The sequence below is a fragment of the Streptomyces sp. NPDC004667 genome, assembly GCF_040609475.1.
Classification (GTDB): Bacteria; Actinomycetota; Actinomycetes; order Streptomycetales; family Streptomycetaceae; genus Streptomyces.
Genome location: NZ_JBEXKC010000053.1, coordinates 1 through 19633, shown reverse-complemented (window position 1 = coordinate 19633; position 19633 = coordinate 1). Strand labels below are relative to the sequence as shown.

The following is a 19633-nucleotide window of genomic DNA, read 5'->3' as shown; positions in this document are numbered from 1 at the left end:
GGGGTAAGAATCTGACTCAATCAGGGGTATGAACCCCCGAGCCGAGGGCCCGGACCGCCACGACGACGGCCTGCCCGACGACCTGCCCGCGGTCGCGCCACAGCTGCGTGAGCTGCGCCGACGCGCCGGCCTCACGCTGGAGGCCGCCGCGGCCAGGGCCCGGCTCTCGCCCGCGCACCTGTCCCGCCTGGAGACCGGACGGCGCCAGCCCTCGCTGCCGCTGCTGCTCGGGCTCGCCCGCACCTACGGTACGACGGTCTCCGAGCTGCTGGGCGAGAATCCGGCCGTCGCGGATCCCATCGTACGGGCCGGTGGTCCCGGGGCCCGCGAGGCCGACGGGTGGACGTACTGGCAGGCCGGGGGCTCCGGACGGGGGATGCAGGCGCTGCGCGTACACGTGCCCCAGGGGCGCAGCCAGGGCGAGCTGGTCCGCGTCCACCCAGGGGAGGAGTGGTTGTACGTGCTCACCGGACAGCTGCGGCTCCACCTGGGGGAGACCGAGTACCTGCTGGAGCCGGGGGACAGCGCGCACTTCGACTCGCTGACCCCGCACCGGATCGCCGCGCCGGGCCACGGCGGAGCCGAGCTGCTGTTCGTCCACACCCTGCTGCAGAGCAACCTCGCCGGGCTGTGCCTCGGCGGCGCCGCCACCACACAGCACCGCTAGCCGAGGAGCCGTACCCATGACCAAGGAGGAGAACATGCCCACCACGTCCGAGAAGACCGTGGCCACGTCCGGGGCGAAGGGCACCGGGGCCGAAGGGACCGGCACCACCACCGCCACCACGGCCGGGACCGCCGCCGCCACCACGGACGACATCGCCGCCGGGACCACCGCGGGGACCGCCGCCGGGACCGACGCCGCGGCCCAGCCGTCCGGTCTGCTGGGCCGCATCGAGTCGCGGTTCCCCCGAGGCCTGGTCATCCGGCTGATCGCGTACCTCTTCGTCGGCCACCTCTTCGCCTTCTTCGTCTACCTCCTCTTCGTGCTGGGCGGCCAGAACCAGTAGCCGCGCCCCTCCGGGATCCCGCCGGGCACCACCGGGCGGCGCACCCAGCCCAGCACCAGCACGGAGGCCACCGCGGCGAAGGCGCACCAGGTGGAGGCGAACTCCAGCCGCCACAGTGCCGCGCAGACCAGCGCCCCGGCGGCCAGGACGGCGCCCAGTACCCGCAGCCGACGGTCCCCGGCGAGCAGCAGCGCCCCGAGGGTGGCGTAGAGGTAGCCCGCCAGGACCAGCGGTACGTACGGCACGTCCACCCCGTACCCGACCAGGCGGCCCCGTACCTCGGCGGTCACCGGCCGCGTCGCGAGGCAGTACCCCAGCACCGCGGCGACGGCGATCCCGACGGCCGCCGGCCCCCGGAGCCGCCGCGGGCCCCCGGGCCCGGCGGCGAGCAGCACCCCGAGCGACACCCACACCGGCAGCACGGGCAGGGCGATCACCGCCCAGGCCGTGGTGGCCGGGCCGCAGCCGCCGCCCGCGTGCCGGACGGCGGCCTCGACCAGCTGGTGCGCGCCCAGCAGCAGCGGCAGCGCCGCCACGGGCAGGTCGCGGGCCCGCCGCACGCGGGCGAGGCACACCACCCCGACGGCGGTCACCACGGTGCCCGCCGTCAGGTCCGCGGCCGTGCTCCAGCACATGGCGGGCTCCCACCGGTCGGGTTCACGCGGACGTGCGTGCCGGTTCCCGGGAGACGGTCGTCACCCGGCACCCCTGGACTCCTCGCCCCCGGACTCCTCGCCCCCGGCCGCCGCCGGTGGCTCCAGGGGCGGCGCACCGACCGGGCACTGCATGCGGCACTGCGGGTGGGGGTGGGGCTCCCCGGGCGCGGGGGAGCGTACGGTCGTCCATGCCAGGGCCGCCCCCACCAGGAGGGCTCCCGCACACCAGGGCATGGCGCGGTCGAAGGCGGCGTCGAAGGCCTCCGCCGACCGGTAGGCGTCCGGGCCCATCCCCGCCAGCAACGGCAGCCCCGCCACCGCGAGCAGCCCGGCGGCCCGAGCGGCGGCGTTGTTGATGCCGCTGGCCAGGCCCGCCCGGCCCGGGTCCACCGAGGCCAGGACGGTCGCCGTCAGCGGAGCCACCAGGGCGACCATGCCGGAGCCCATCACCACCATGGCCGGCAGCACGTCCTGTACGTAGGAGGCGTCCGGGCCGATCCGCAGGGTCAGCAGCATCCCGGCCGCGCACAGCAGCGGCCCCACCGTGAGCGGGATCCGCGGTCCGATCCGCTCCCCGAGCGCGGCCGAGCGGGCCGACAGCAGCAGCATCAGCAGGGTGGTGGGGAGCAGCGCGGCCCCGGCGGCCAGTGCCGAGTACCCGGCCACCACCTGGAGCTGGAGCACGATGAGGAAGAAGAACCCGCCGAAGGCCGCGTAGACGCACAGGGTGACCAGGTTGACGGCGGTGAACAGCCGGGAGGCGAAGATGTCCGGCGGAACCATCGGATCCGGCCGCCGTCGCTCCACGTACACGAACGCGGCGCCCAGCAGCACCCCGCCCACCGCCGCGGCCACGACCGGCGCCGACCCGCTCGTGGCCTCGATCAGGGCGTAGGTGATCAGGGCCAGGGACCCGGCGCCCAGCACGGCCCCGGCCACGTCGAACCGCCCGTGCGCCGCCGGGTCCCGCGACTCCGGTACGTGTCTCAGCGCCACCGGCACGCACAGCGCGGCGACCGGCACGTTCAGCAGGAACACCCACCGCCAGCCCGGCCCGTCCACCAGCCAACCGCCGAGGAACGGCCCCACCGCGGCGCCCACCCCGCCGAACCCCGACCACAGGCCGACGGCGCGGGCCCGGTCGTCCGCGTGGATCGACCCCTGGATCAGTGCCAGCGAGCCGGGCGTCAGCAGTGCGCCGCCGACGCCCTGGAAGGCGCGGGCGGCGATCAGCACCCCGGCGCCGGGCGCGAGCCCGCACACCAGCGAGCCCGCCGCGAACCACACCACCCCGAGCACGAAGATCCGGCGCCGCCCGAACCGGTCGCCGAGCGCCCCGCCCACCAGGATCAGCCCGGCCAGGGTCAGCAGGTAGGCGTTCACGGTCCATTGGAGCACCGCCAGGTCGGCGCCGAGATCGGCGCCGATGGTCGGGAGCGCCACGTTGACGACGGTCGAGTCCAGCAGGGCCATGCTCGACCCGAGCACGGTGGCGAGCACGATCCACCGCCCCTGGGCGGACCGCAGCGGGACACCGGGCACGGGTTCGGTCATGCCCCCAGGCTGGCGCGCCCCGCCCGGAAGGGCCACCCGGCGGGCGGAAGCCGCGCGCGCAGCGGCGCGAAGTCGGCCGGATAGGCCCTCTTGTGAAGGGCATGACAACCCACTCACCATGATCCGCGCACGTCACGCGCACCCTTCCCGCACAACCATCACCGGCGTACGAGGAGATCACACGTGGCCCCACGCAACCGACGACGATCCTTACGCGCGGCGCTCGCCGCCCTCACATCCGTCCTGCTCCTTCCGCTCGGCGCGGGGGTCGCCGCCGCCGCCCCGGAACCGGGTCCCGCCCCGGGCGCCGCCGAGCGGAAGATCGAGCCCGCCCTCCGCGCCCAGCTCGACGGCTCGGACAAGGCCGTCTTCTGGGTCTATCTCGACAGCGCCGCCGACCTGAGCGCCGCGCGGCAGGCCCCGACCCGGACCGCCAAAGCAGAAACGGTTCTGCGGACGAAGCGGGACCACGCCGCGCGCACCCAGGCCGAGGTGCTCAAGGCCCTGGACGGAGCGAAGGCCGAGTACACCTCGTACTGGATCGTCAACGCGGTCCGCGTCGTCGGCACCCAGAAGCTGGCCGGGGCCCTCGCCCAGCGCCCCGAGGTCTCCCGCATCGACGCCGACGACAAGCTCTCCCTCCCCAAGCCCGCGGAGGGAACCCGCGAGAAGACCGCCGCCGACGCCGTCGAGTGGAACGTCGACCGCATCAAGGCCCCACAGGTCTGGGACGGGCTCGGGGTGCGCGGCGAGGGGATCGTCGTCGCCAACATCGACAGCGGCGTCGACTACACGCACCCCGCCGTGAACAACCAGTACCGCGGGAAGAAGGCGGACGGGACCTACGACCACAACTACAACTGGTTCGACCCGGCGGGCGTCTGCGCGGGCGCGGCGCCCTGCGACAACAACGACCACGGCACCCACACCATGGGCACCATGGTCGGCGACGACGGCGGCGCCAACAAGATCGGCGTGGCTCCCGGCGCCCGGTGGATCGCCGCCAAGGGCTGCGAGACCAACTCCTGCTCCGAGGCCTCCCTGCTCGCCTCCGGCCAGTGGATCGTCGCCCCCACCGACCTGAACGGCCAGAACCCGCGGCCCGACCTGGCCCCGCACGTCGTCAACAACTCCTGGGGCAGCTCCGCCCACGACGACTGGTACCGGCAGGTCGTCGACACCTGGCGCGCTGCCGGCATCTTCCCCGCCTTCTCCAACGGGAACGCCGGACCCGGTTGCGCCACCAGCGGATCGCCCGGCGACTACGCGAGCTCCTACAGTTCCGGCGCCTTCGACGTGAACGGCGCCATCGCCTCCTTCTCCTCGCGCGGCGCCGGTCCCGGCGGCATCGTCAAGCCGAACATCGCCGCCCCCGGCGTCAACGTCCGCTCCTCCGTCCCCGGCGGCGGCTACGAGGCCTTCTCCGGCACCTCCATGGCCTCCCCGCACACCGCCGCCACGGTGGCCCTGCTCTGGTCGGCCGCTCCCGCCCTCGAAGGCGACGTCGCCCAGACCGAGGCGCTGCTCGACGGCACGGCCCAGGACACCGAAGCCGCCCAGTGCGGCGGCACCACCGCCGACAACAACGTCTTCGGCGAGGGCCGCCTCGACGCCCTGGCCGCGGTGAACGCCGCCCCGCGCGGCGCCGTCGGCGCCCTCGGCGGCACGGTCCGCACCGACGCCGGCGAGCCCGTCCCGGGCGCCCGGGTCACCGCCCACGGCCCGATCGACCGGACGGCCACCACCGCCGCCGACGGCACCTACCGCTTCCCCTCCCTCTCGGTCGGCGCGTACGCGCTCACCGCCTCGAAGTTCGGCTACGGACAGCGCGAAGCCGCCGCGACGGTCACCGAGAACGCCACTGCCACCGGTGACTTCACCCTCACCCAGGCCGCCTCCGGCAAGGTCACCGGCACCGTCTCCTCCGCCGCCGGGCCGGCCGCCGGCGCCTCGGTGACCATCGCGGACACCCCGGTGACCGCCACCGCCGACGCGCAGGGCCGCTTCGAGGTCACCCTGCCCCACGGCACCTACGACGTGAACGCCACCCACTCCTCGCGCTGCCTCACCGGCGGCACCGCCAAGGTCGCCGTCGCCGGGGACACCACCGTCGCGGTCACCCTCCCCGAGCGCACCGACGGCTACGGCTACGCCTGCGCCGCCGCGGGCGACCGCCCGTACGCGGCCGGCGACCGGCAGCTCGCGCTGACCGGCGACAACACCACCGAGCGGGTCGACCTGCCCTTCCCCCTCCCGCTGTACGGGAAGACGTACGGGCAGGCCTGGATCGGCACCAACGGCACGGTCAGCTTCGGCGGCAACCACACCGGCGACGTCAACGGGGACATCCCCAGCACCGCGACGCCCAACGCGGCCCTGTACCCCTTCTGGGACGACCTCGTCGTCGGCCCGGCCGGCAGCGGCTCGGGCGTCTTCACCGCCGTCACCGGCACCGCGCCGCACCGCAGTTACGTGATCGAGTGGCGCAAGGTGTCCCACTGGTCGGCGCAGGCCGACACCTTCTCCTTCTCGGCGGCCATCGGCGAGGACGGCAACGTCACCTACTCCTACAAGGGGACCGGCGGCACCGGCATCAAGGGCGGCTCCTCCGCCACCATCGGAGTGGAGAACGCGGCCGGCACCGACGCGTTCCGGTACTCCTTCAACACGGCCGTCCTCACCGACGGCCTGTCCATCGGCTTCCGGACCACCCGCAGCGGAGTCGTCACGGGCCGGGTGCTCGACGCCAACGACGGTGACGGCGTCGGCGGTGCCACGGTGACCGTCGGCAGCGGCGACACGGCCGTCTCCGCCACCACCGCGGCGGACGGCGGCTACGTGGTCCAGAGTCCCTCGGGCTCCCGCGGACTCTCCGTGACCGCCCCGGCGTACGAGTCCGCGCAGGGCTCCGTCGAGGTCAAGGCGGCCGACGTCACCCCGGTGACCCGGTCCCTGCGCACCGGCCGGGTGACACCGGACCGGCCGGCCGTGGAGCTGGTCCTGCCCGCCGGCCAGAAGCGCACCCGCGGCCTCGACCTCACCAACCCCGGACTCGACACCGCCTTCGCGGTCTCCGAGGACGCGCCCTGGCTGACCGCGACCCCGGCGGACGGCAGCCTCCCGACCGGCGGCAGGGCCACGCTCTCGCTGGCCGTGGACACGGCCGGACTCACCCCCGGCAGCGTCCTGACCACCGACCTGAAGATCACCTCGGCCAGCGGCCGGGCCCCCGTCCTCACCGTCCCCGTCAAGGTCGTGGTCCCGCGCTACCAGGCGGCGCTCGACGCGGGCTCCGACTACGCGGCCACCGACGCGGCCGGTGACCCCTGGTCCCCGGACCGCAAGTACACCCCGGGCTCGTACGGCTACCAGGGCGACGCCACCGTCCGCTCCACCGGGCGCACCATCGCCGGGACCCCGGACCAGCGGCTCTTCCGCAACGCCCGCGAGGGCATGTACGAGTACCGCTTCGACAACGTCCCGAACGGCACCTACACGGTGGAACTCGGCTTCGCCGAACTTTCCTCCACCCGCCCCGACAAGCGCGTCTTCGACGTCCTCGCCGAGGGCACGCAGGTCCTGCCCTCCCTGGACATCGCCCTGGAGGCGGGCACGTACACGGCCCTGACCAGGACCTACACGGTCAAGGTCACCGACGGCGTGCTCAACCTGCGCTTCGTCACCCACAACGGCTACGGCAAACCCCTGGTCAACACCCTCCGCGTGACCGACCGCCCCGACAGGGCCTAGCCGCCCACCGGCCGTCGCCGCCCGCCCCGCGCATTCGGGTGGCGGGCGGCGACAGGGCCGCGACGCGCCCGGGAGGGCGGGCGGGGCCACGTAGCGTGCCCGGCATGATGACGCGCCGCTTGCAGGCGGGCCCCATCGAGGCCCTCGTCCGCTCCGCCGACCCGGACGCCGTCTGGGCGGCGGGGTCGGCGGACGCCGTCTGGGCCGGCTCGCCCGGTGACGGGGACACCCCCCTCGACGTCGGCGGACTCACGGCCGTGCTCGCGCTGTGGCCCGTCCTCGGGAGCCTCGTCGCCGCCGGGGACCTCGCGCTGCACACCCCGCTGACCGCCTACGGGGAAGGGGCCGCGGCGAGCCCGCCCGGCGCCGCCACCGCCCACCACCTGCTCACGCACGGCGACGGGCCGCCCGCCCTCGCCGCCCTCACCCGCCTCGCCGAACACCTCACCGGCACCCCGCTGGCCGAGTGCGCCACGACCCGCATCTGGCGGCCGCTCGGCATGGACCGCACCCGCTTCGCCGACGGCACCCTGTACGCGCCGCTCGCCGACCTCGTCCGCTTCCCGCGCCACCTGCTGTCCACCGCCGACCACCCCATCAGCCGGGCCTGGACGGCGGAATCCCTGCGCATCCGCACCGGCGAACTCACCCCCTCCCGCGGCCTGCTCTGGCACCCCGCCCCCGCCGGCGTGTGGGCCCACCACCCGCCGGCCGCCACCGGCCCGGCGCTGTGGGTCTCCCCGCGGCACGACCGCTGGGCCGCCCTGCTGCCCGGCGCCGCGCCCACCCCCGCGACCACCCTCGCGCCCCATCCCGCCGCCGCGTTGCGCACCGCGTTCCGCGAGGCGGTTTTCACTACAACTCCCCCTGCCTGAAGGGGTGTTGTACGATCCGGCCACGATGACGAAGACGCACTGGAAGAACCCCGACGCGCCCCGGCCCCCGACCCCCTGGGACGAGATCACCCCCGGCCTCTGGATGGGCGGTCACGTCTACGCCGACGCCGAAGGCGAGCTGCGCCCCGCCGTCGTCACCGACGAGTTCGACCTCGTGATCAGCCTCTACACCCGGCCCGGCCACGGCCCCGGCCCGGCCGCCGAACACCTGGTCGGGGAGGTGCCCGACGCGCCCCTCGACGCCGCCCAGCTCGACACCGTCCGCCGCCTGGCCGACACGGCGGGGCGGGCCCTGGACGCGGGCCGCAGGACGCTGGTGCGCTGCTACTACGGGTACAACCGCTCCGGCCTCGTGGTCGCCCAGTGCCTGGTCGGCCGGGGGGCGACGGCCGGAGAGGCGGTCGGCCTCATCCGGAGCAGGCGCTCCCCCTGGGCCCTGCACAACCGGGTCTTCACCGACTACCTCGACACCGGGCTGGACGCCGCGTCCCTGCTCACCGGCTTGGACCCACTCCCGTAGCGCAGTCGGAGCGCGCGCCGGGAGGGGGCGACGTACGGTGATGCCGGAGTCACCGTCCGCGTCCGCCCGGCCCGTGCCGCGGTCCGCGGACGGAGGCCCGGCACCCAGCCGCCCTCCCAGCCGCACCCCCGCGAGGAGCCCATGTCCGACGCCGTGACCGCGCAGGCCACCGACCCGGACGTGGAGGCCCTCGACGCCTTGTGCCGGGACCTCGCCGAGGCCGCCGACGCCGTGGGCGAGGCCGCCCGGTACGCCTCCGGGCTCGCCCTCGGCGCCCGGCTCCCGGCCGCCGCCCTCGTCGGATGCGGCGGCGGCAGGCCGCGCCGGGCCTGGCGGACCCTGCTGCGCACCCTCACGGACCCGGCCGGTCTCGGCTGGGCCCCGCGCGGGCGGGGCGTGGCGCGGGCCGGGTGGTTCGCCGGGATCCTGGCCCGCCGGGAGAACCTCGCCGTGACCACCGCCGTCTGCGGGCTCAAGGCGCGGATCCACGTCGCCGGGGTGGGCCGCCCCGACCTCCTCGCGAACCCGGACTGCGCCGCGGTCCTGCGGGCGGTCGCGGAGGGGCGGCAGGACGAGGCGGCCCGGGCGTTCCGGACCCTCCTGCGCGAACGGGGCGCCGGGGAGGCCTTCACCCTGCTGGCCCCGACCTTCGCGGACGTCCTGGCGTGGCACGCCCTGACCGACGAGAACCCCTTCAACGACCACGCGGGCTGGCAGGTGGCCACCGGCCGGGCCGTGACCGCCGAACCGCTCCTCGGCATGGGCGCCGCGCTGCGTGCGTTCTTCTCCCGCGGCGACGGCACGGACGGCGGCCCCGGCTCCGGCGCCGGCCTGCTGGAGGCGCTCGACACCAGCGGCACCCTCGCCGGGTACGTCGGCAACACGGGCCTGCTCGGGGCGACCGACACCCTGCTGGTCCAGCGGGTGACCGGCCCCGGCGGCCGGCCCCGCCACGTGCTCCAGCTGGCCGACCGGGACTCGTGGCGGGTGCGGGACGTGGTCCGCGCCGTACGGGGGCTGATCCCCTCCGGCGCCGAACTCGTCCTGGTCGGACACCGGCTGGGCGCCGTCACCGCCATGGACCTGGCCCGGGACCGCGACCTCACCGCCGTCTACCGCATCACGCACCTGTACGCCGTCGGCTCCCCGGCCGACGCCCGCACCCCCCTCGATCCGCGCACCCGCGTCCACCGGCTGGCCTCGGCGGGAGCCGTCGGCGGGGCCGGGTCCGCCGCCGACGGCCGGGTCACCGGAAGCCGGCTGCTCCCGCTCGGCGACACGGAGCGCCCGCGTACGACGACTTCCCGGAGGAACCCGTGAGCGACGTGCCCCGGCTGCCCCCGGCCGCCCCCGCCGACGGTCTGCGCGGCCACTGCGAGACCCTGCGCTCCCACGCCCACCGGCTGCGGGCGGGCGCCGCCGCGCTCGAATGGCGGGGCCCCCAGGCCGACGCCCTCCGCGCCGAGGTCGCCGCCCTCGCGGACCGCTGCGCGCGGGCCGCGGACGGCTTCGCGCTCGCCGCCGCCCAGCTCGACGGCGTCCACGGCGGGGTCACAGCACGAGTGACAACAGCAGGACGGAGCCCAGGCCGACCACCGAGATGACGGTCTCCATCACCGACCAGGTCTTGACCGTCTGCCCGACGCTCATTCCGAAGTACTCCTTCACCAGCCAGAACCCGGCGTCGTTGACGTGGCTGAAGAACAGCGAGCCGGAGCCGATGGCCAGGACCAGCAGGGCGGTCTCCGTCGTGGACATGCCCGCCGCGAGGGGAGCCACGAGACCGGCCGCCGAGATGGTGGCGACCGTGGCCGATCCGGTGGCCAGCCGGATCGCCACCGCGATCAGCCAGGCCAGCAACAGGGCCGGGATGGACCAGCTCTTCGACAGGTCCATGATCATCTGACCGACGCCGGCGTCGATGAGGGTCTGCTTGAACCCGCCGCCGGCGCCCACGATCAACAGGATGCCGGCGATCGGCGCGAGGGACTTCTCCACCGTCGAGGAGAGCCGTTCCCGGGTGAATCCGGCCGCCCGCCCGAGGGTGAACATCCCCACGAGTACGGCCGACAGAAGGGCGATCAGCGGGGATCCGGCGACGTCGGTGACCTTCTGCACCGCGTTGGCGGGATCGTTGACGACGATGTCTGCCAGGGCCTTGACCAGCATCAGGACCACCGGCAGCAGTACGGTGAAGACCGTGGCCCCGAACCGGGGCCGGTGCGCCGCCCCTTGCGACGGACGCGCGGGGACCATGTGCTCCGGGGCCGGTATGTCCACCCAGCGGGCGGCGTACCGGGAGAACAGCGGTCCGGCGATGATCACCGTCGGGACGGCGACGAGCACGCCGAGGGCGAGGGTGACGCCCAGGTTCGCGTGCAGGGCGTCGACGGCGACCAGCGGGCCGGGGTGCGGCGGGATCAGTCCGTGCATCACCGACAGGCCGGCCAGGGCCGGGATGCCGATGCGCATCAGCGAGTGGTTGCCCCGCTTGGCGACCAGCAGGACCACCGGGATCAGCAGCACGATGCCGACCTCGAAGAAGAGCGGCAGGCCGATCACCGAGGCGATCAGCACCATGGCCCAGGGCATCGACCGGCCCTTGGCGCGGGCCAGGATCGTGTCGACGATCTCGTCCGCGCCGCCGGAGTCCGCGAGGAGCTTCCCGAGGATCGCACCGAGCGCGATCAGGACGCCGACGCCCGCGACCGTGGCGCCGAGGCCGGCGGTGAAGCTGGCGATCGTCTTGTTCAGCGGAGCGCCCGCGAAGGAGCCGAGGGCCAGCGAACCGACCGTCAGGGCCAGGAACGCGTGCATCTTGAGGCGGGTGATGAGCAGGACGATGACGGCGATGCCCAGCAGGACCGCAATGCCCAACTGGCCGTTTCCGGCCGAGGTTATGGGCTCGGGGGCGGCCGCCGCCAGTGTCTCGACGCTGAGACCGGTCACGGTGGGGTTCCTCACTCTGTGGAGGTGTGGGGTGGGGTGGGGTGGTGGTGAGAGGGGAAGAGGAGGTGCTAGAGGCGGCGCAGGGCCGCCACCGCCCGCGCGGTGATCTCCTCAGGGGTGCCGGCGACGTCGACGGCGACCCCCCGCTCGTCCGCCCCGAGCGGTTCGAGCGTCGCGAACTGGGAGTCGAGCAGTGTGGCGGGCATGAAGTGGCCCGTGCGCGAGCGCATCCGCTCCTCGATCAGCGCCCGTTCCCCGGTGAGGTGGACGAACACGGTCCCGGGCGCGGTGGCGCGCAGCCGGTCGCGGTAGGCGCGCTTGAGATAGGAGGCGGCCACCACGCCGCCGCCGTGCCCGGCCCGGTCGTGGGCCCACTCGCCGACGGCGTCCAGCCAGGGCCTGCGGTCCTCGTCGTCCAGCGGGAGGCCGGCGGACATCTTCGCCACGTTGGCCGCCGGATGGAAGGCGTCGCCCTCCGCGTAGGGGAGGCCGAGGGCCTCCGCGAGCAGCCGGCCCACGGTCGTCTTGCCCGTGCCGGTCACGCCCATCACCACAATGACGCGCTGGGAACCCACGCCGTACCTCGCTGTCCTCGTTGACATCGGCCCCGGGCGGGGGAGGCCCGGGCGGGCACCACTGAACCCTATTAAGTAGTACTTATTCAAGGGTTCGGCGGCAAACATCACACCTTTGGTCCGCCCGGGCGTCACCGTACGCTTACGCCATGACAACCGAAGGCAGTCCGGTCCCAGGACTCCACACCCAGGTACTGGACACCCTCGGCCTGGCGATCACGGCGGGGGAGCACCCGCCCGGCAGCGTCCTGCGCACCGACGAGATCGCCACGCGCTTCGACGCCTCCCGCACCGTCGTGCGCGAGGTGGTGCGCGTCCTGGAGTCGATGCAGCTCGTCGAGTCCCGCCGCCGCGTCGGTGTCACCGTCCGCCCCACCGAGGAGTGGAACGTCTACGACCCGCGCGTCATCCGCTGGCGCCTCGCCGGCGCCGACCGCCCGCGCCAGCTGCGCTCCCTGACCGTCCTGCGTTCTGCGGTCGAACCCGTCGCGGCCGGCCTCGCCGCCCTCCGCGCCACCCCCGAGCAGTGCGCCCGTCTGACCGAAGCGGCCCTCGGCATGGTCCGCACCTCGCGCGGCCACCAGCTGGAGGGCTACCTCCACCACGACGTCGCCTTCCACCGCATCGTGCTGAACGCCTCCGGCAACGAGATGTTCGCCCGCCTGGGCGACGTCGTCGCCGAGGTGCTCACCGGCCGCACCCAGCACTCCGTGATGTTCCCCGACCCCGACCCGGCCGCCGTCACCCTCCACGTCCGGGTCGCCGAGGCGGTACGGGAAGGGGACGCCGCCGCGGCCGAGACCCTGACGCGGCAGATCGCCCTCGGCGCCCTGGAGGAACTGGACGTCCTCGCGCCGTGAGCGCCCGGCCTCCGGTGGGCCGTCAGTCCTCGAAGGGGACGAACCCGGCGAGCGAAGGCCAGTCCAGCGGACGCACGATCGCGGCCAGCCGGGCGAACGGGTCCTCCACGGCCGTCTGGAACCACATCACCGAGAGTTCCGTGTGCCCCTCTTGCGTGATGCCCCCGGGCAGCCACCATGACGTCAGCCGCGCGCGAACCCTCTCCCGCGGCAGCCATTCCTCGAGCCTGCTCTCCGCATCGGCCCGCAGCACGTCGAGATCGTGTACGTACAGGTGCGGGTCCGCCGCCATCGCCTTCCCGATGCGCAGCAGGCTCATGCGGCGGTGCAGGTAGGGCGTCCCTTCGAGCATGCCCTCCCGGTCGTCCTCCACCGTGAGCGCGCGCAGCTCGGCCCGCACCGGTCCCACCTCGTAGCCGCGCAGTTCGTGAATCCTCGCCTGGGTCATGGGCCAGAGGGTAGGGATGTCCGACAAGCACACCAAACGACTTTCGCGACACGCTCCCGTGCGCCCGGGAGGACCCCGGCCGACCGGTACGCAGGGCCCCGCGCGTACGCCACACTGGGCGCGTGCGCGGACATGCCCGGGGAAACGACGGCGGACCCGCCTCCTTCGTGGGGCGGGACGCCGAACTCGCCTCGCTGCGGGCGGCCCTGACGGAACGGCGGCTGATCACCCTGACCGGGCCCGCGGGCGTCGGCAAGACCCGGCTGGCCCGAGAGACCCTTGGCCCAGCCGCCACCGGGGCCGTCGGACCCGGAACGCGCTTCCCCGACGGGATCCACTGGGCCGACCTCGCTCCGCTGTCCGGGGACCGGCTGCTCCTGGACGCCGTCGCGGACGCGCTCGACCTCGCCGACCACACCCCGCGCACCCTCGCCGAAGCGGTGCGCGCGTGGATCCGCCCGCGCGGGCTGCTCCTCGTACTGGACTGCTGCGAACACCTCATCGAGCCCCTGCGGATCCTCGTACGGGACCTGCTCGACACCGCCCCGCACCTCGTCGTGCTGCTGACCAGCCGCGAGCCCCTCGCGCTGGCCGGCGAACACGTACTGGAGGTCGGGCCGCTGCCCCACGAGGAACCGGCGGACGAGGCCCTCGCCCTCTTCACCGCGCGGGCGGACGCCGTGCGCCCCGGGCGGGCACCCGCGTGGACCCCGTCCCGGCTGGCCGCCGCCCGCGCCATCTGCGCCCGCCTCGAAGGGGTCCCCCTCGCGCTGGAACTCGCCGCCGCCCAGTTGACGGACCACACCGTCGAGGAACTCGCCGACCGGCTCTCCCGCAGGATCGGCCCGCTGACCGGCGGCGGAGGGGCCCGGCCGCCCCGCCACCGGGCGCTGCGCACCGCCATCGGCTGGAGCCACGAGTGGTGCACCCCCGCCGAACGCCTCCTGTGGCTGCGGCTCTCCGTCTTCGGCGGCACCTTCGACGTGGCCGCCGCCCGCGCCGTGTGCTCCGCACCCCCGCTCGACGGCGGGGACGTGGAGCCGCTCCTCGCCTCGCTCGTCGCCAAGTCCGTGGTCCGCCGCGACCCGGACGGCGCCGGGTACCGGATGCTCGACACGATCCGCGAGTACGGGGCCATGTGGTGCGACGGCATCGGCGAACGGGACGCGCTGCGCGCCCGGCACGCGGCCCACTTCCTGGAACTGGTGCGCGCCGCGGACGCGGACTGGCCGGGCCCCGGCCAGCGCGCCGCCTACCGCGGGGTCGCCGCCGCGTACGGGGACATCTGCGCGGCCCTCGACCACCTGCTCGCCACCGAGCCGGCGGCGGCCCTCGAACTGGCCGGCCGCGTCGGCTTCTTCTGGGCCTGCTGCGGATGCCTGCACGTGGCCCGCTCGTACCTGGAACGGGCCCTGTCCGCCGCCCGCCCCGAGGACGTGGACACTGTCGGCCGGGTGCGCGCCCTGTGGGCCCTCGGGGTGACCCTGCTGCTCCAGGGCGAGCACGAGGACGCGCACCGGATCGCGGTGGCCTGCGAGGCCCTGGCCGCCCGGCCCGACGCGGGACCGGACGCCGCCCTCGACGCCGCCTACCTGCTGGGCGTCAGCCACCTGCTGGCGGGCCGCCCGCTGGCCGCCCGGATCGTGGCCGACAACGCCCTGGAGGCCTTCCCCGGCACGCCCTTCGACTCCGGCCCCCGGCTGCGCTGCAGTCTCGTACGGGTGTTCGCGCTGACCGGCACCGGGCTCTTCACCGACGCCCGGGAGGAGGCCGAGCGGTTGCGGGCGGGGTGCGTGGCGCGGCAGGAGTACTGGACGCGGGCCTACGCCGACTACCAGTTGGCGCTGATCCGCCTGTTCGAGGGCCGCCCCGCCGAGTCCGCCGAACACGCGCGGGCGATGCTGAAGAGCAAGCGGGAACTCGGCGACAGCTTCGGCACCGCCCTCGGCCTCGATCTGCTGGCCGCCGCCCGGGCCGCGGGCGGCGACGGAGCGGGCGGCGCGCACGCCTACGGCACCGGCCACGCCTACTGGCAGGCGGTAGGCCACCCGCAACGCGGTACGCCGGAACTGCGCTCCGTACGGGAGGAGTTCGAGCGCACGGCCCGTGCGGCCCTCGGGGACGCGGGATACGAGGCGGCCTTCGCGGAGGGGGTCCGCCACGGACAGGCCCTGCGCGGCCGCCCCCACCCCGGCTGACCGGACCCGGCTGACCGGACCTCAGCCCGGCGGGCCGGACCGGCCCCGCGCGGGCGGGAGGGCGACCGGCATGACCAGGGTGGTGAAGCTGCCCTGGTCGGCGGAGCGCACGCGTGCGGGCCGGGGCGCGGCCGGGATCTCCAGCAGGACGTCCGGCCCCACGCCGGCCTCCAGCGCGCCCGCCAGCACCACCGGGTCGAAGCCGATCCGCACCGGCGCGGTCTCCCCGCACAGGGCGGGCAGCTCCCTGGCGGACTCCCCGCGCACGCCGGCCGGCCCGGTGGCGGTCACCCGCAGCCGGTCGGGGCCCGGCTCCAGGGCCACGACGGGGCTCTCCCCGCACGCGGCGAGGGCCGCGAGCAGCGCGGTCCGGTCCACGACGACCCGGTGGGTGGGCACGGGGACGGCCTCCAGGGCGCCGAGCATGTCCCGGTAGGCGGGGTAGGTCCCGCCGGCCACCGGCACCTCGCGCGAGCCGCCCGGGTGGCGGAGGGCCAGGGGAGTGCCGGGCGGCCCCGCCACCAGGGTGACCTCGGCCGCCCGGGCCGCCCACCCGCCGACCCCGACCAGGACCGGGGCCTCGACCAGGACCCGCCCGGGCGGTCCGGTCACGGCGGTGGGGCGCAGGACGCGCAGCGAGAGCCGGTAGCGGTCGGTGGCCACGAAGCGGACCTCGTCCTCGTCGAACTCCACCAGCACGCAGCCCAGTACGGGGTGCGCGGGATCCCGCCCGGCCGCCGGGGCCACCTGCCGGACCGCGCTCGCCAGCTCGGGACCGCCGAGGGCGACCTCGGTACGGGCGGGCCCCGCCGGGAGGGTGTCCAGGACGGCGCGGACCGCCGCGTCGGCGGCCCGCCCGGACTCCCGCACCGCCCGGCGGTGCCGCTCCAGCACCTGCCGGGCCCGCTCGGGCGGCCCGTCGAGGACGGTGACCACGTCGGGCAGGGCCAGGCCCGCCTCGCGCAGCCCGCGCAGCAGCGCGGCGCGGGCGCGCTGGGACTCGGCGTAGTACCGGTACCCGGTGACCGGATCGACGTGCGCGGGGAGCAGCACCCGGCAGTCGTCGTAGAAGCGCAGGGCGCTCGGGGCGAGCCCCACGCGGCGGCCGAAGGCGCTGATGCCCATCAGTTCGGGAGTGGCGTCCATGGGAGCGATGATCGGCTCTCATCCCACTCGAAGGTCAAACCGAGGGTTCCTCAGCCCGCCGCCGGCCGCGGGGTGGTCTGCTGCACGGCCCACCCGTTGCCGTCCGGATCGGAGAAGTACACGAAGGAGCCCCACGGCATGTCCTGGATCTCCGTCACCTCCACGCCCCGGCCGCGCAGGTCCGCGTAGGCCTCCTCGATGTCGGCGACGACCACCTGCATGTTGTCCAGCGACCCCGGGACCATCCGGGTGAGCCCCTTGCCGATGGCGATGGAGCAGGCCGATCCGGGCGGGGTCAGCTGGACGAAGCGGATCTCCTCGCTGACGGTGACGTCGTGGTCGGCGTGGAAGCCGATCCGTTCGTAGAAGGCCTTGGCCCGGTCGACATCGGTGACCGGGACGGCGACCAGTTCGAGCTTGACGTCCATGACGGGCTCCCCTCGGTAGCGGACCGGCCCGGCGCCCGGGTGGCGCGCGGGCCCTCCGGCATCATGCGCCCGGGGCCGCCGCCGTGCCGCCCGCCACGGGGCGGCGGCCTTCCGTGTCGCGCGCGGCGAACTGCGTGCGGTACAGCTCCTCGTAGCGGCCGCCGGCCGCCAGCAGTTCCTCGTGCGTCCCGCGTTCCACGATCCGGCCCTCCTCGACGACGAGGATCAGATCGGCCGCCTGCACCGTCGACAGCCGGTGTGCGATCACCACGGCGGTCCGGCCGGCCAGCGCCTCGGCGAGGGCCTCCTGGACCGCGGCCTCGGAGGTGGAGTCCAGGTGGGCGGTGGCCTCGTCGAGGATGACCACCCGCTGGCGGGCCAGCAGCAGCCGGGCGATGGTCAGCCGCTGCCGCTCGCCGCCCGAGAGCCGGTAGCCGCGCTCCCCGACGACGGTGTCCAGGCCGTCGGGGAGGGAGGCGACGAGCCCGTCCAGGCGGGAGCGGCGCAGGGCCTCCCAGATCTCCTCCTCGGTGGCCGAAGGCCGGGCGAGCAGCAGGTTGGCCCGTACCGACTCGTGGAAGAGGTGACCGTCCTGGGTGACCATGCCGAGCGTCTCGCGGATGGAATCGGCCGTGAGGTCCCGTACGTCGACCCCGCCGAGGCGGACCGTGCCCGCGTCGGCGTCGTACAGGCGCGGCAGCAGCTGGGCGATCGTCGACTTCCCGGCACCGGACGAGCCGACGAGGGCGATCATCCGGCCGGGCTCGGCGCGGAAGGACACCTCGTGCAGCACCCGGGCGCCGCCGCGTGCGTCCAGGGTGGCCACCTCCTCCAGGGAGGCCAGGGAGACCTTGTCGGGGGAGGGGTAGGCGAAGGACACGCGGTCGAACTCCACCGCCACCGGCCCGTCGGGCACCCGGCCGGCGTCCGGCTTCTGGTCGATCAGCGGCTTCAGGTCGAGGACCTCGAAGACCCGCTCGAAGCTGACCATGGCGCTCATCACCTCCACACGGGCCCCGGCCAGCGCGGTCAGGGGCGCGTACAGCCGGGTCAGCAGCAGGGCGAGCGCGACGACGGAACCGGCCTCCAGCGTGCCGCGCAGCGCGAAGTGTCCGCCGAGGCCATAGACCAGGGCGAGGGCGAGCGCGGAGACCAGGGTGAGCGCCGTGATGAAGGCCGACTGGGCCATCGCCGTACGGATCCCGATGTCCCGCACCCGGGCCGCGCGCGCCGCGAACTCGGCGGACTCGTCGGCGGGCCGCCCGAACAGCTTGACCAGGGTGGCGCCCGGGGCGGAGAAGCGTTCCGTCATCTGGGTGCCCATCGCGGCGTTCAGCGTCGAGGCCTCGCGCTGCATCGCCGCCATCCGGGCGCCCATCCGCCGGGCCGGCAGCACGAACACCGGGAGCAGCACCAGGGCCAGCAGGGTGATCTGCCAGGAGATGGTGAGCATCACCCCCAGTGTCAGCAGCAGCGTCACCGTGTTGGACACCACCCCGGACAGGGTGTTGCTGAACGCCCGCTGGGCCCCGATCACATCGTTGTTCAGGCGGCTGACCAGCGCGCCCGTCCGGGTCCGGGTGAAGAAGGCCACCGGCATCCGCTGGACGTGGTCGAAGACCGCCGTCCGCAGATCCAGGATCAGGCCCTCGCCGAGGGTGGCCGACAGCTTGCGGGTCAGCAGCCCGAGCCCGGCCTCGGCGACCGCGATCACCGCGATGAGCAGGGCGAGCCGGGTGACGGCCGTGCTGTCGCCGCCCCGCACGATCGCGTCCACGATCCGGCTGGCCAGCAGCGGAGTGGCCACGGCGAGGAGCGCGCCCACCACGCTGAGCAGCAGGAAGAAGGTCAGCCCGCGCCGGTGCGGGCGGGCGAAGACGGCGATCCGGCGCAGGCTCGCCCGGGAGAGGGGGCGCTTGTCCTGTTGGGCGTTGATCGCGCTGTGCAGCGAATGCCAGGCGGTGACTTCCATGTCCATGTACGTCACGCTAGGACCTCAACCGGACTTCAGGTCAATGAACCGGTCCGGACCCCCCGCAGGGGGTGCCGAGTCTGCCAACTCAAGTGCGTACCAAGGATGTTCACAACCCTCGCACCCGGTCGCCCGCCGGTGGCATCATCGGGTGATGACGCAGGCACCACCGCCCGCCCGCCCGCACCGACCCACCGTGGACACCGTCCTGCGGCGCTTCGAGGAACTCGCCCGCACCGCCCCCGCCGCCCCCGCCGTCCTCCACGGCTCCCAGGAACTCTCCTACGGCGAACTCGACGCGCAGGCCAACCGGTTGGCCCACCACCTGCTGGACGGGGCCCTGCCCACCGGCGGCCTCGTCGCCATCGCCGTGGGCGCCCGGCCCGCGCTCCCCGTCTGCCTCCTCGCCACCCTCAAGGCGGGCGGCACCTACGCCCTCGTCGCCGAGGACGACCCGCGCACCGCCCGCGGCATGCTCGCCGCCCTGCCCCCGTACCTCCTGCTCACCGACACCGGCCGCCGGGCGGCCGGCCTCGGCCTGCCCGAGGGGCAGCGGACCGTGGCCGTCGACGAGGAGGCGGGTACGAGGTGAGCGCGGTCCTCCCCATGGACCCGCCGGGCGGCTCCTCCGAGACGAAGAAGGACGCATGAGCACTCCGATCAAGGTGATG

At 74.9% G+C, this 19633-nt stretch carries 18 protein-coding genes; 10 read left to right on the top strand and 8 right to left on the bottom strand.

All coding sequences use genetic code 11. The features are described 5' to 3' along the window. Positions 1-28: 28 nt before the first annotated feature. Positions 29-667 (top strand): XRE family transcriptional regulator, encoded by a 639-nt coding sequence (locus ABZW32_RS26070; RefSeq protein WP_356219988.1) that lies wholly within the window; start codon positions 29-31, stop codon positions 665-667. Between the two features lie 214 nt (positions 668-881). After that, a complete protein-coding gene (locus tag ABZW32_RS26065; protein WP_037687239.1) occupies positions 882-1010 on the top strand; it encodes a DUF6126 family protein in 129 nt (42 codons plus the stop codon). Here the strand turns inward: ABZW32_RS26065 and ABZW32_RS26060 are convergent. Together ABZW32_RS26060 and ABZW32_RS26055 are read right to left on the bottom strand one after the other, a co-directional pair. Next, positions 974-1645, bottom strand: a complete 672-nt coding sequence (locus tag ABZW32_RS26060; protein ID WP_356219985.1) for a DUF6629 family protein — start codon at positions 1643-1645, stop codon at positions 974-976. The genes ABZW32_RS26065 and ABZW32_RS26060 overlap by 37 nt on opposite strands. Before the next feature lie 60 nt (positions 1646-1705). Continuing rightward, complete coding sequence (locus ABZW32_RS26055; RefSeq protein WP_356219982.1) at positions 1706-3220, bottom strand: MFS transporter; 1515 nt, start codon at positions 3218-3220, stop codon at positions 1706-1708. A gap of 183 nt (positions 3221-3403) precedes the next feature. Here ABZW32_RS26055 and ABZW32_RS26050 point away from each other — a divergent pair, with 183 nt between their 5' ends. The 5 genes from ABZW32_RS26050 (at position 3404) to ABZW32_RS26030 (ending at position 9990) form a co-directional block, all read left to right on the top strand. Next, complete coding sequence (locus tag ABZW32_RS26050; RefSeq protein WP_356219980.1) at positions 3404-6970, top strand: S8 family serine peptidase; 3567 nt, start codon at positions 3404-3406, stop codon at positions 6968-6970. 104 nt (positions 6971-7074) lie between these two features. Further along, on the top strand, positions 7075-7845 hold the full coding sequence (locus ABZW32_RS26045; protein ID WP_356219977.1) for a hypothetical protein: 771 nt from the start codon (positions 7075-7077) through the stop codon (positions 7843-7845). A 25-nt stretch (positions 7846-7870) separates the two neighbouring features. Beyond that, complete coding sequence (locus tag ABZW32_RS26040) at positions 7871-8386, top strand: protein phosphatase (protein ID WP_356219975.1); 516 nt, start codon at positions 7871-7873, stop codon at positions 8384-8386. A 141-nt stretch (positions 8387-8527) separates the two neighbouring features. Next, a complete protein-coding gene (locus ABZW32_RS26035) occupies positions 8528-9706 on the top strand; it encodes a hypothetical protein (RefSeq protein WP_356219972.1) in 1179 nt (392 codons plus the stop codon). Further along, positions 9703-9990 (top strand): hypothetical protein, encoded by a 288-nt coding sequence (locus ABZW32_RS26030; RefSeq protein ID WP_356219969.1) that lies wholly within the window; start codon positions 9703-9705, stop codon positions 9988-9990. The genes ABZW32_RS26035 and ABZW32_RS26030 overlap by 4 nt, the downstream gene beginning before the upstream one ends. Here the strand turns inward: ABZW32_RS26030 and ABZW32_RS26025 are convergent. Further along, positions 9938-11335 carry a gluconate:H+ symporter gene (locus tag ABZW32_RS26025; protein ID WP_356219967.1) on the bottom strand — a complete coding sequence of 466 codons (1398 nt, stop codon included), beginning with the start codon at positions 11333-11335 and terminating at the stop codon, positions 9938-9940. The genes ABZW32_RS26030 and ABZW32_RS26025 overlap by 53 nt on opposite strands. Before the next feature lie 68 nt (positions 11336-11403). After that, a complete protein-coding gene (locus ABZW32_RS26020) occupies positions 11404-11910 on the bottom strand; it encodes a gluconokinase (RefSeq protein WP_356219964.1) in 507 nt (168 codons plus the stop codon). Between the two features lie 149 nt (positions 11911-12059). Here ABZW32_RS26020 and ABZW32_RS26015 point away from each other — a divergent pair, with 149 nt between their 5' ends. Continuing rightward, positions 12060-12770 carry an FCD domain-containing protein gene (locus tag ABZW32_RS26015; RefSeq protein WP_356219961.1) on the top strand — a complete coding sequence of 237 codons (711 nt, stop codon included), beginning with the start codon at positions 12060-12062 and terminating at the stop codon, positions 12768-12770. Positions 12771-12792: 22 nt separating this feature from the next. On the opposite strand, the gene ABZW32_RS26010 is transcribed toward ABZW32_RS26015, so the two are convergent. Continuing rightward, on the bottom strand, positions 12793-13218 hold the full coding sequence (locus ABZW32_RS26010; protein ID WP_356219958.1) for a hypothetical protein: 426 nt from the start codon (positions 13216-13218) through the stop codon (positions 12793-12795). 122 nt (positions 13219-13340) lie between these two features. On the opposite strand from ABZW32_RS26010, the gene ABZW32_RS26005 reads away from it, so the two are divergent. Then, positions 13341-15416, top strand: coding sequence for a regulator (locus ABZW32_RS26005; protein WP_356219956.1), 2076 nt, complete (start codon positions 13341-13343; stop codon positions 15414-15416). 21 nt (positions 15417-15437) lie between these two features. On the opposite strand, the gene ABZW32_RS26000 is transcribed toward ABZW32_RS26005, so the two are convergent. The 3 genes from ABZW32_RS26000 to ABZW32_RS25990 all read right to left on the bottom strand — a co-directional run bounded on the left by ABZW32_RS26000 (position 15438) and on the right by ABZW32_RS25990 (position 18968). After that, positions 15438-16562, bottom strand: coding sequence for a MerR family transcriptional regulator (locus tag ABZW32_RS26000; RefSeq protein ID WP_356219953.1), 1125 nt, complete (start codon positions 16560-16562; stop codon positions 15438-15440). Between the two features lie 50 nt (positions 16563-16612). Continuing rightward, positions 16613-16990: a VOC family protein gene (locus tag ABZW32_RS25995; RefSeq protein WP_356219950.1), complete on the bottom strand. Its 378-nt coding sequence runs from the start codon at positions 16988-16990 to the stop codon at positions 16613-16615. 61 nt (positions 16991-17051) lie between these two features. Then, positions 17052-18968, bottom strand: a complete 1917-nt coding sequence (locus ABZW32_RS25990; RefSeq protein ID WP_356219947.1) for an ABC transporter ATP-binding protein — start codon at positions 18966-18968, stop codon at positions 17052-17054. A 148-nt stretch (positions 18969-19116) separates the two neighbouring features. Between ABZW32_RS25990 and ABZW32_RS25985 the strand changes: the two genes are divergently transcribed. Beyond that, entirely contained in the window at positions 19117-19554 is a 438-nt protein-coding gene (locus ABZW32_RS25985; protein WP_356219944.1) for an AMP-binding protein, read from the top strand. Positions 19555-19633: the final 79 nt, after the last annotated feature.

Bases quoted from the DNA above. Each gene is read 5' to 3' on its own strand.
- ABZW32_RS26010 (WP_356219958.1), bottom strand. From the start codon at position 13,218: ATGACCCAGGCGAGGATTCACGAACTGCGCGGCTACGAGGTGGGACCG.
- ABZW32_RS25990 (WP_356219947.1), bottom strand. From the start codon at position 18,968: ATGGACATGGAAGTCACCGCCTGGCATTCGCTGCACAGCGCGATCAAC.
- ABZW32_RS26040 (WP_356219975.1), top strand. From the start codon at position 7,871: ATGACGAAGACGCACTGGAAGAACCCCGACGCGCCCCGGCCCCCGACC.
- ABZW32_RS25985 (WP_356219944.1), top strand. From the start codon at position 19,117: ATGACGCAGGCACCACCGCCCGCCCGCCCGCACCGACCCACCGTGGAC.
- ABZW32_RS26035 (WP_356219972.1), top strand. From the start codon at position 8,528: ATGTCCGACGCCGTGACCGCGCAGGCCACCGACCCGGACGTGGAGGCC.
- ABZW32_RS25995 (WP_356219950.1), bottom strand. From the start codon at position 16,990: ATGGACGTCAAGCTCGAACTGGTCGCCGTCCCGGTCACCGATGTCGAC.
- ABZW32_RS26000 (WP_356219953.1), bottom strand. From the start codon at position 16,562: ATGGACGCCACTCCCGAACTGATGGGCATCAGCGCCTTCGGCCGCCGC.
- ABZW32_RS26060 (WP_356219985.1), bottom strand. From the start codon at position 1,645: ATGTGCTGGAGCACGGCCGCGGACCTGACGGCGGGCACCGTGGTGACC.
- ABZW32_RS26045 (WP_356219977.1), top strand. From the start codon at position 7,075: ATGATGACGCGCCGCTTGCAGGCGGGCCCCATCGAGGCCCTCGTCCGC.
- ABZW32_RS26055 (WP_356219982.1), bottom strand. From the start codon at position 3,220: ATGACCGAACCCGTGCCCGGTGTCCCGCTGCGGTCCGCCCAGGGGCGG.
- ABZW32_RS26070 (WP_356219988.1), top strand. From the start codon at position 29: ATGAACCCCCGAGCCGAGGGCCCGGACCGCCACGACGACGGCCTGCCC.
- ABZW32_RS26015 (WP_356219961.1), top strand. From the start codon at position 12,060: ATGACAACCGAAGGCAGTCCGGTCCCAGGACTCCACACCCAGGTACTG.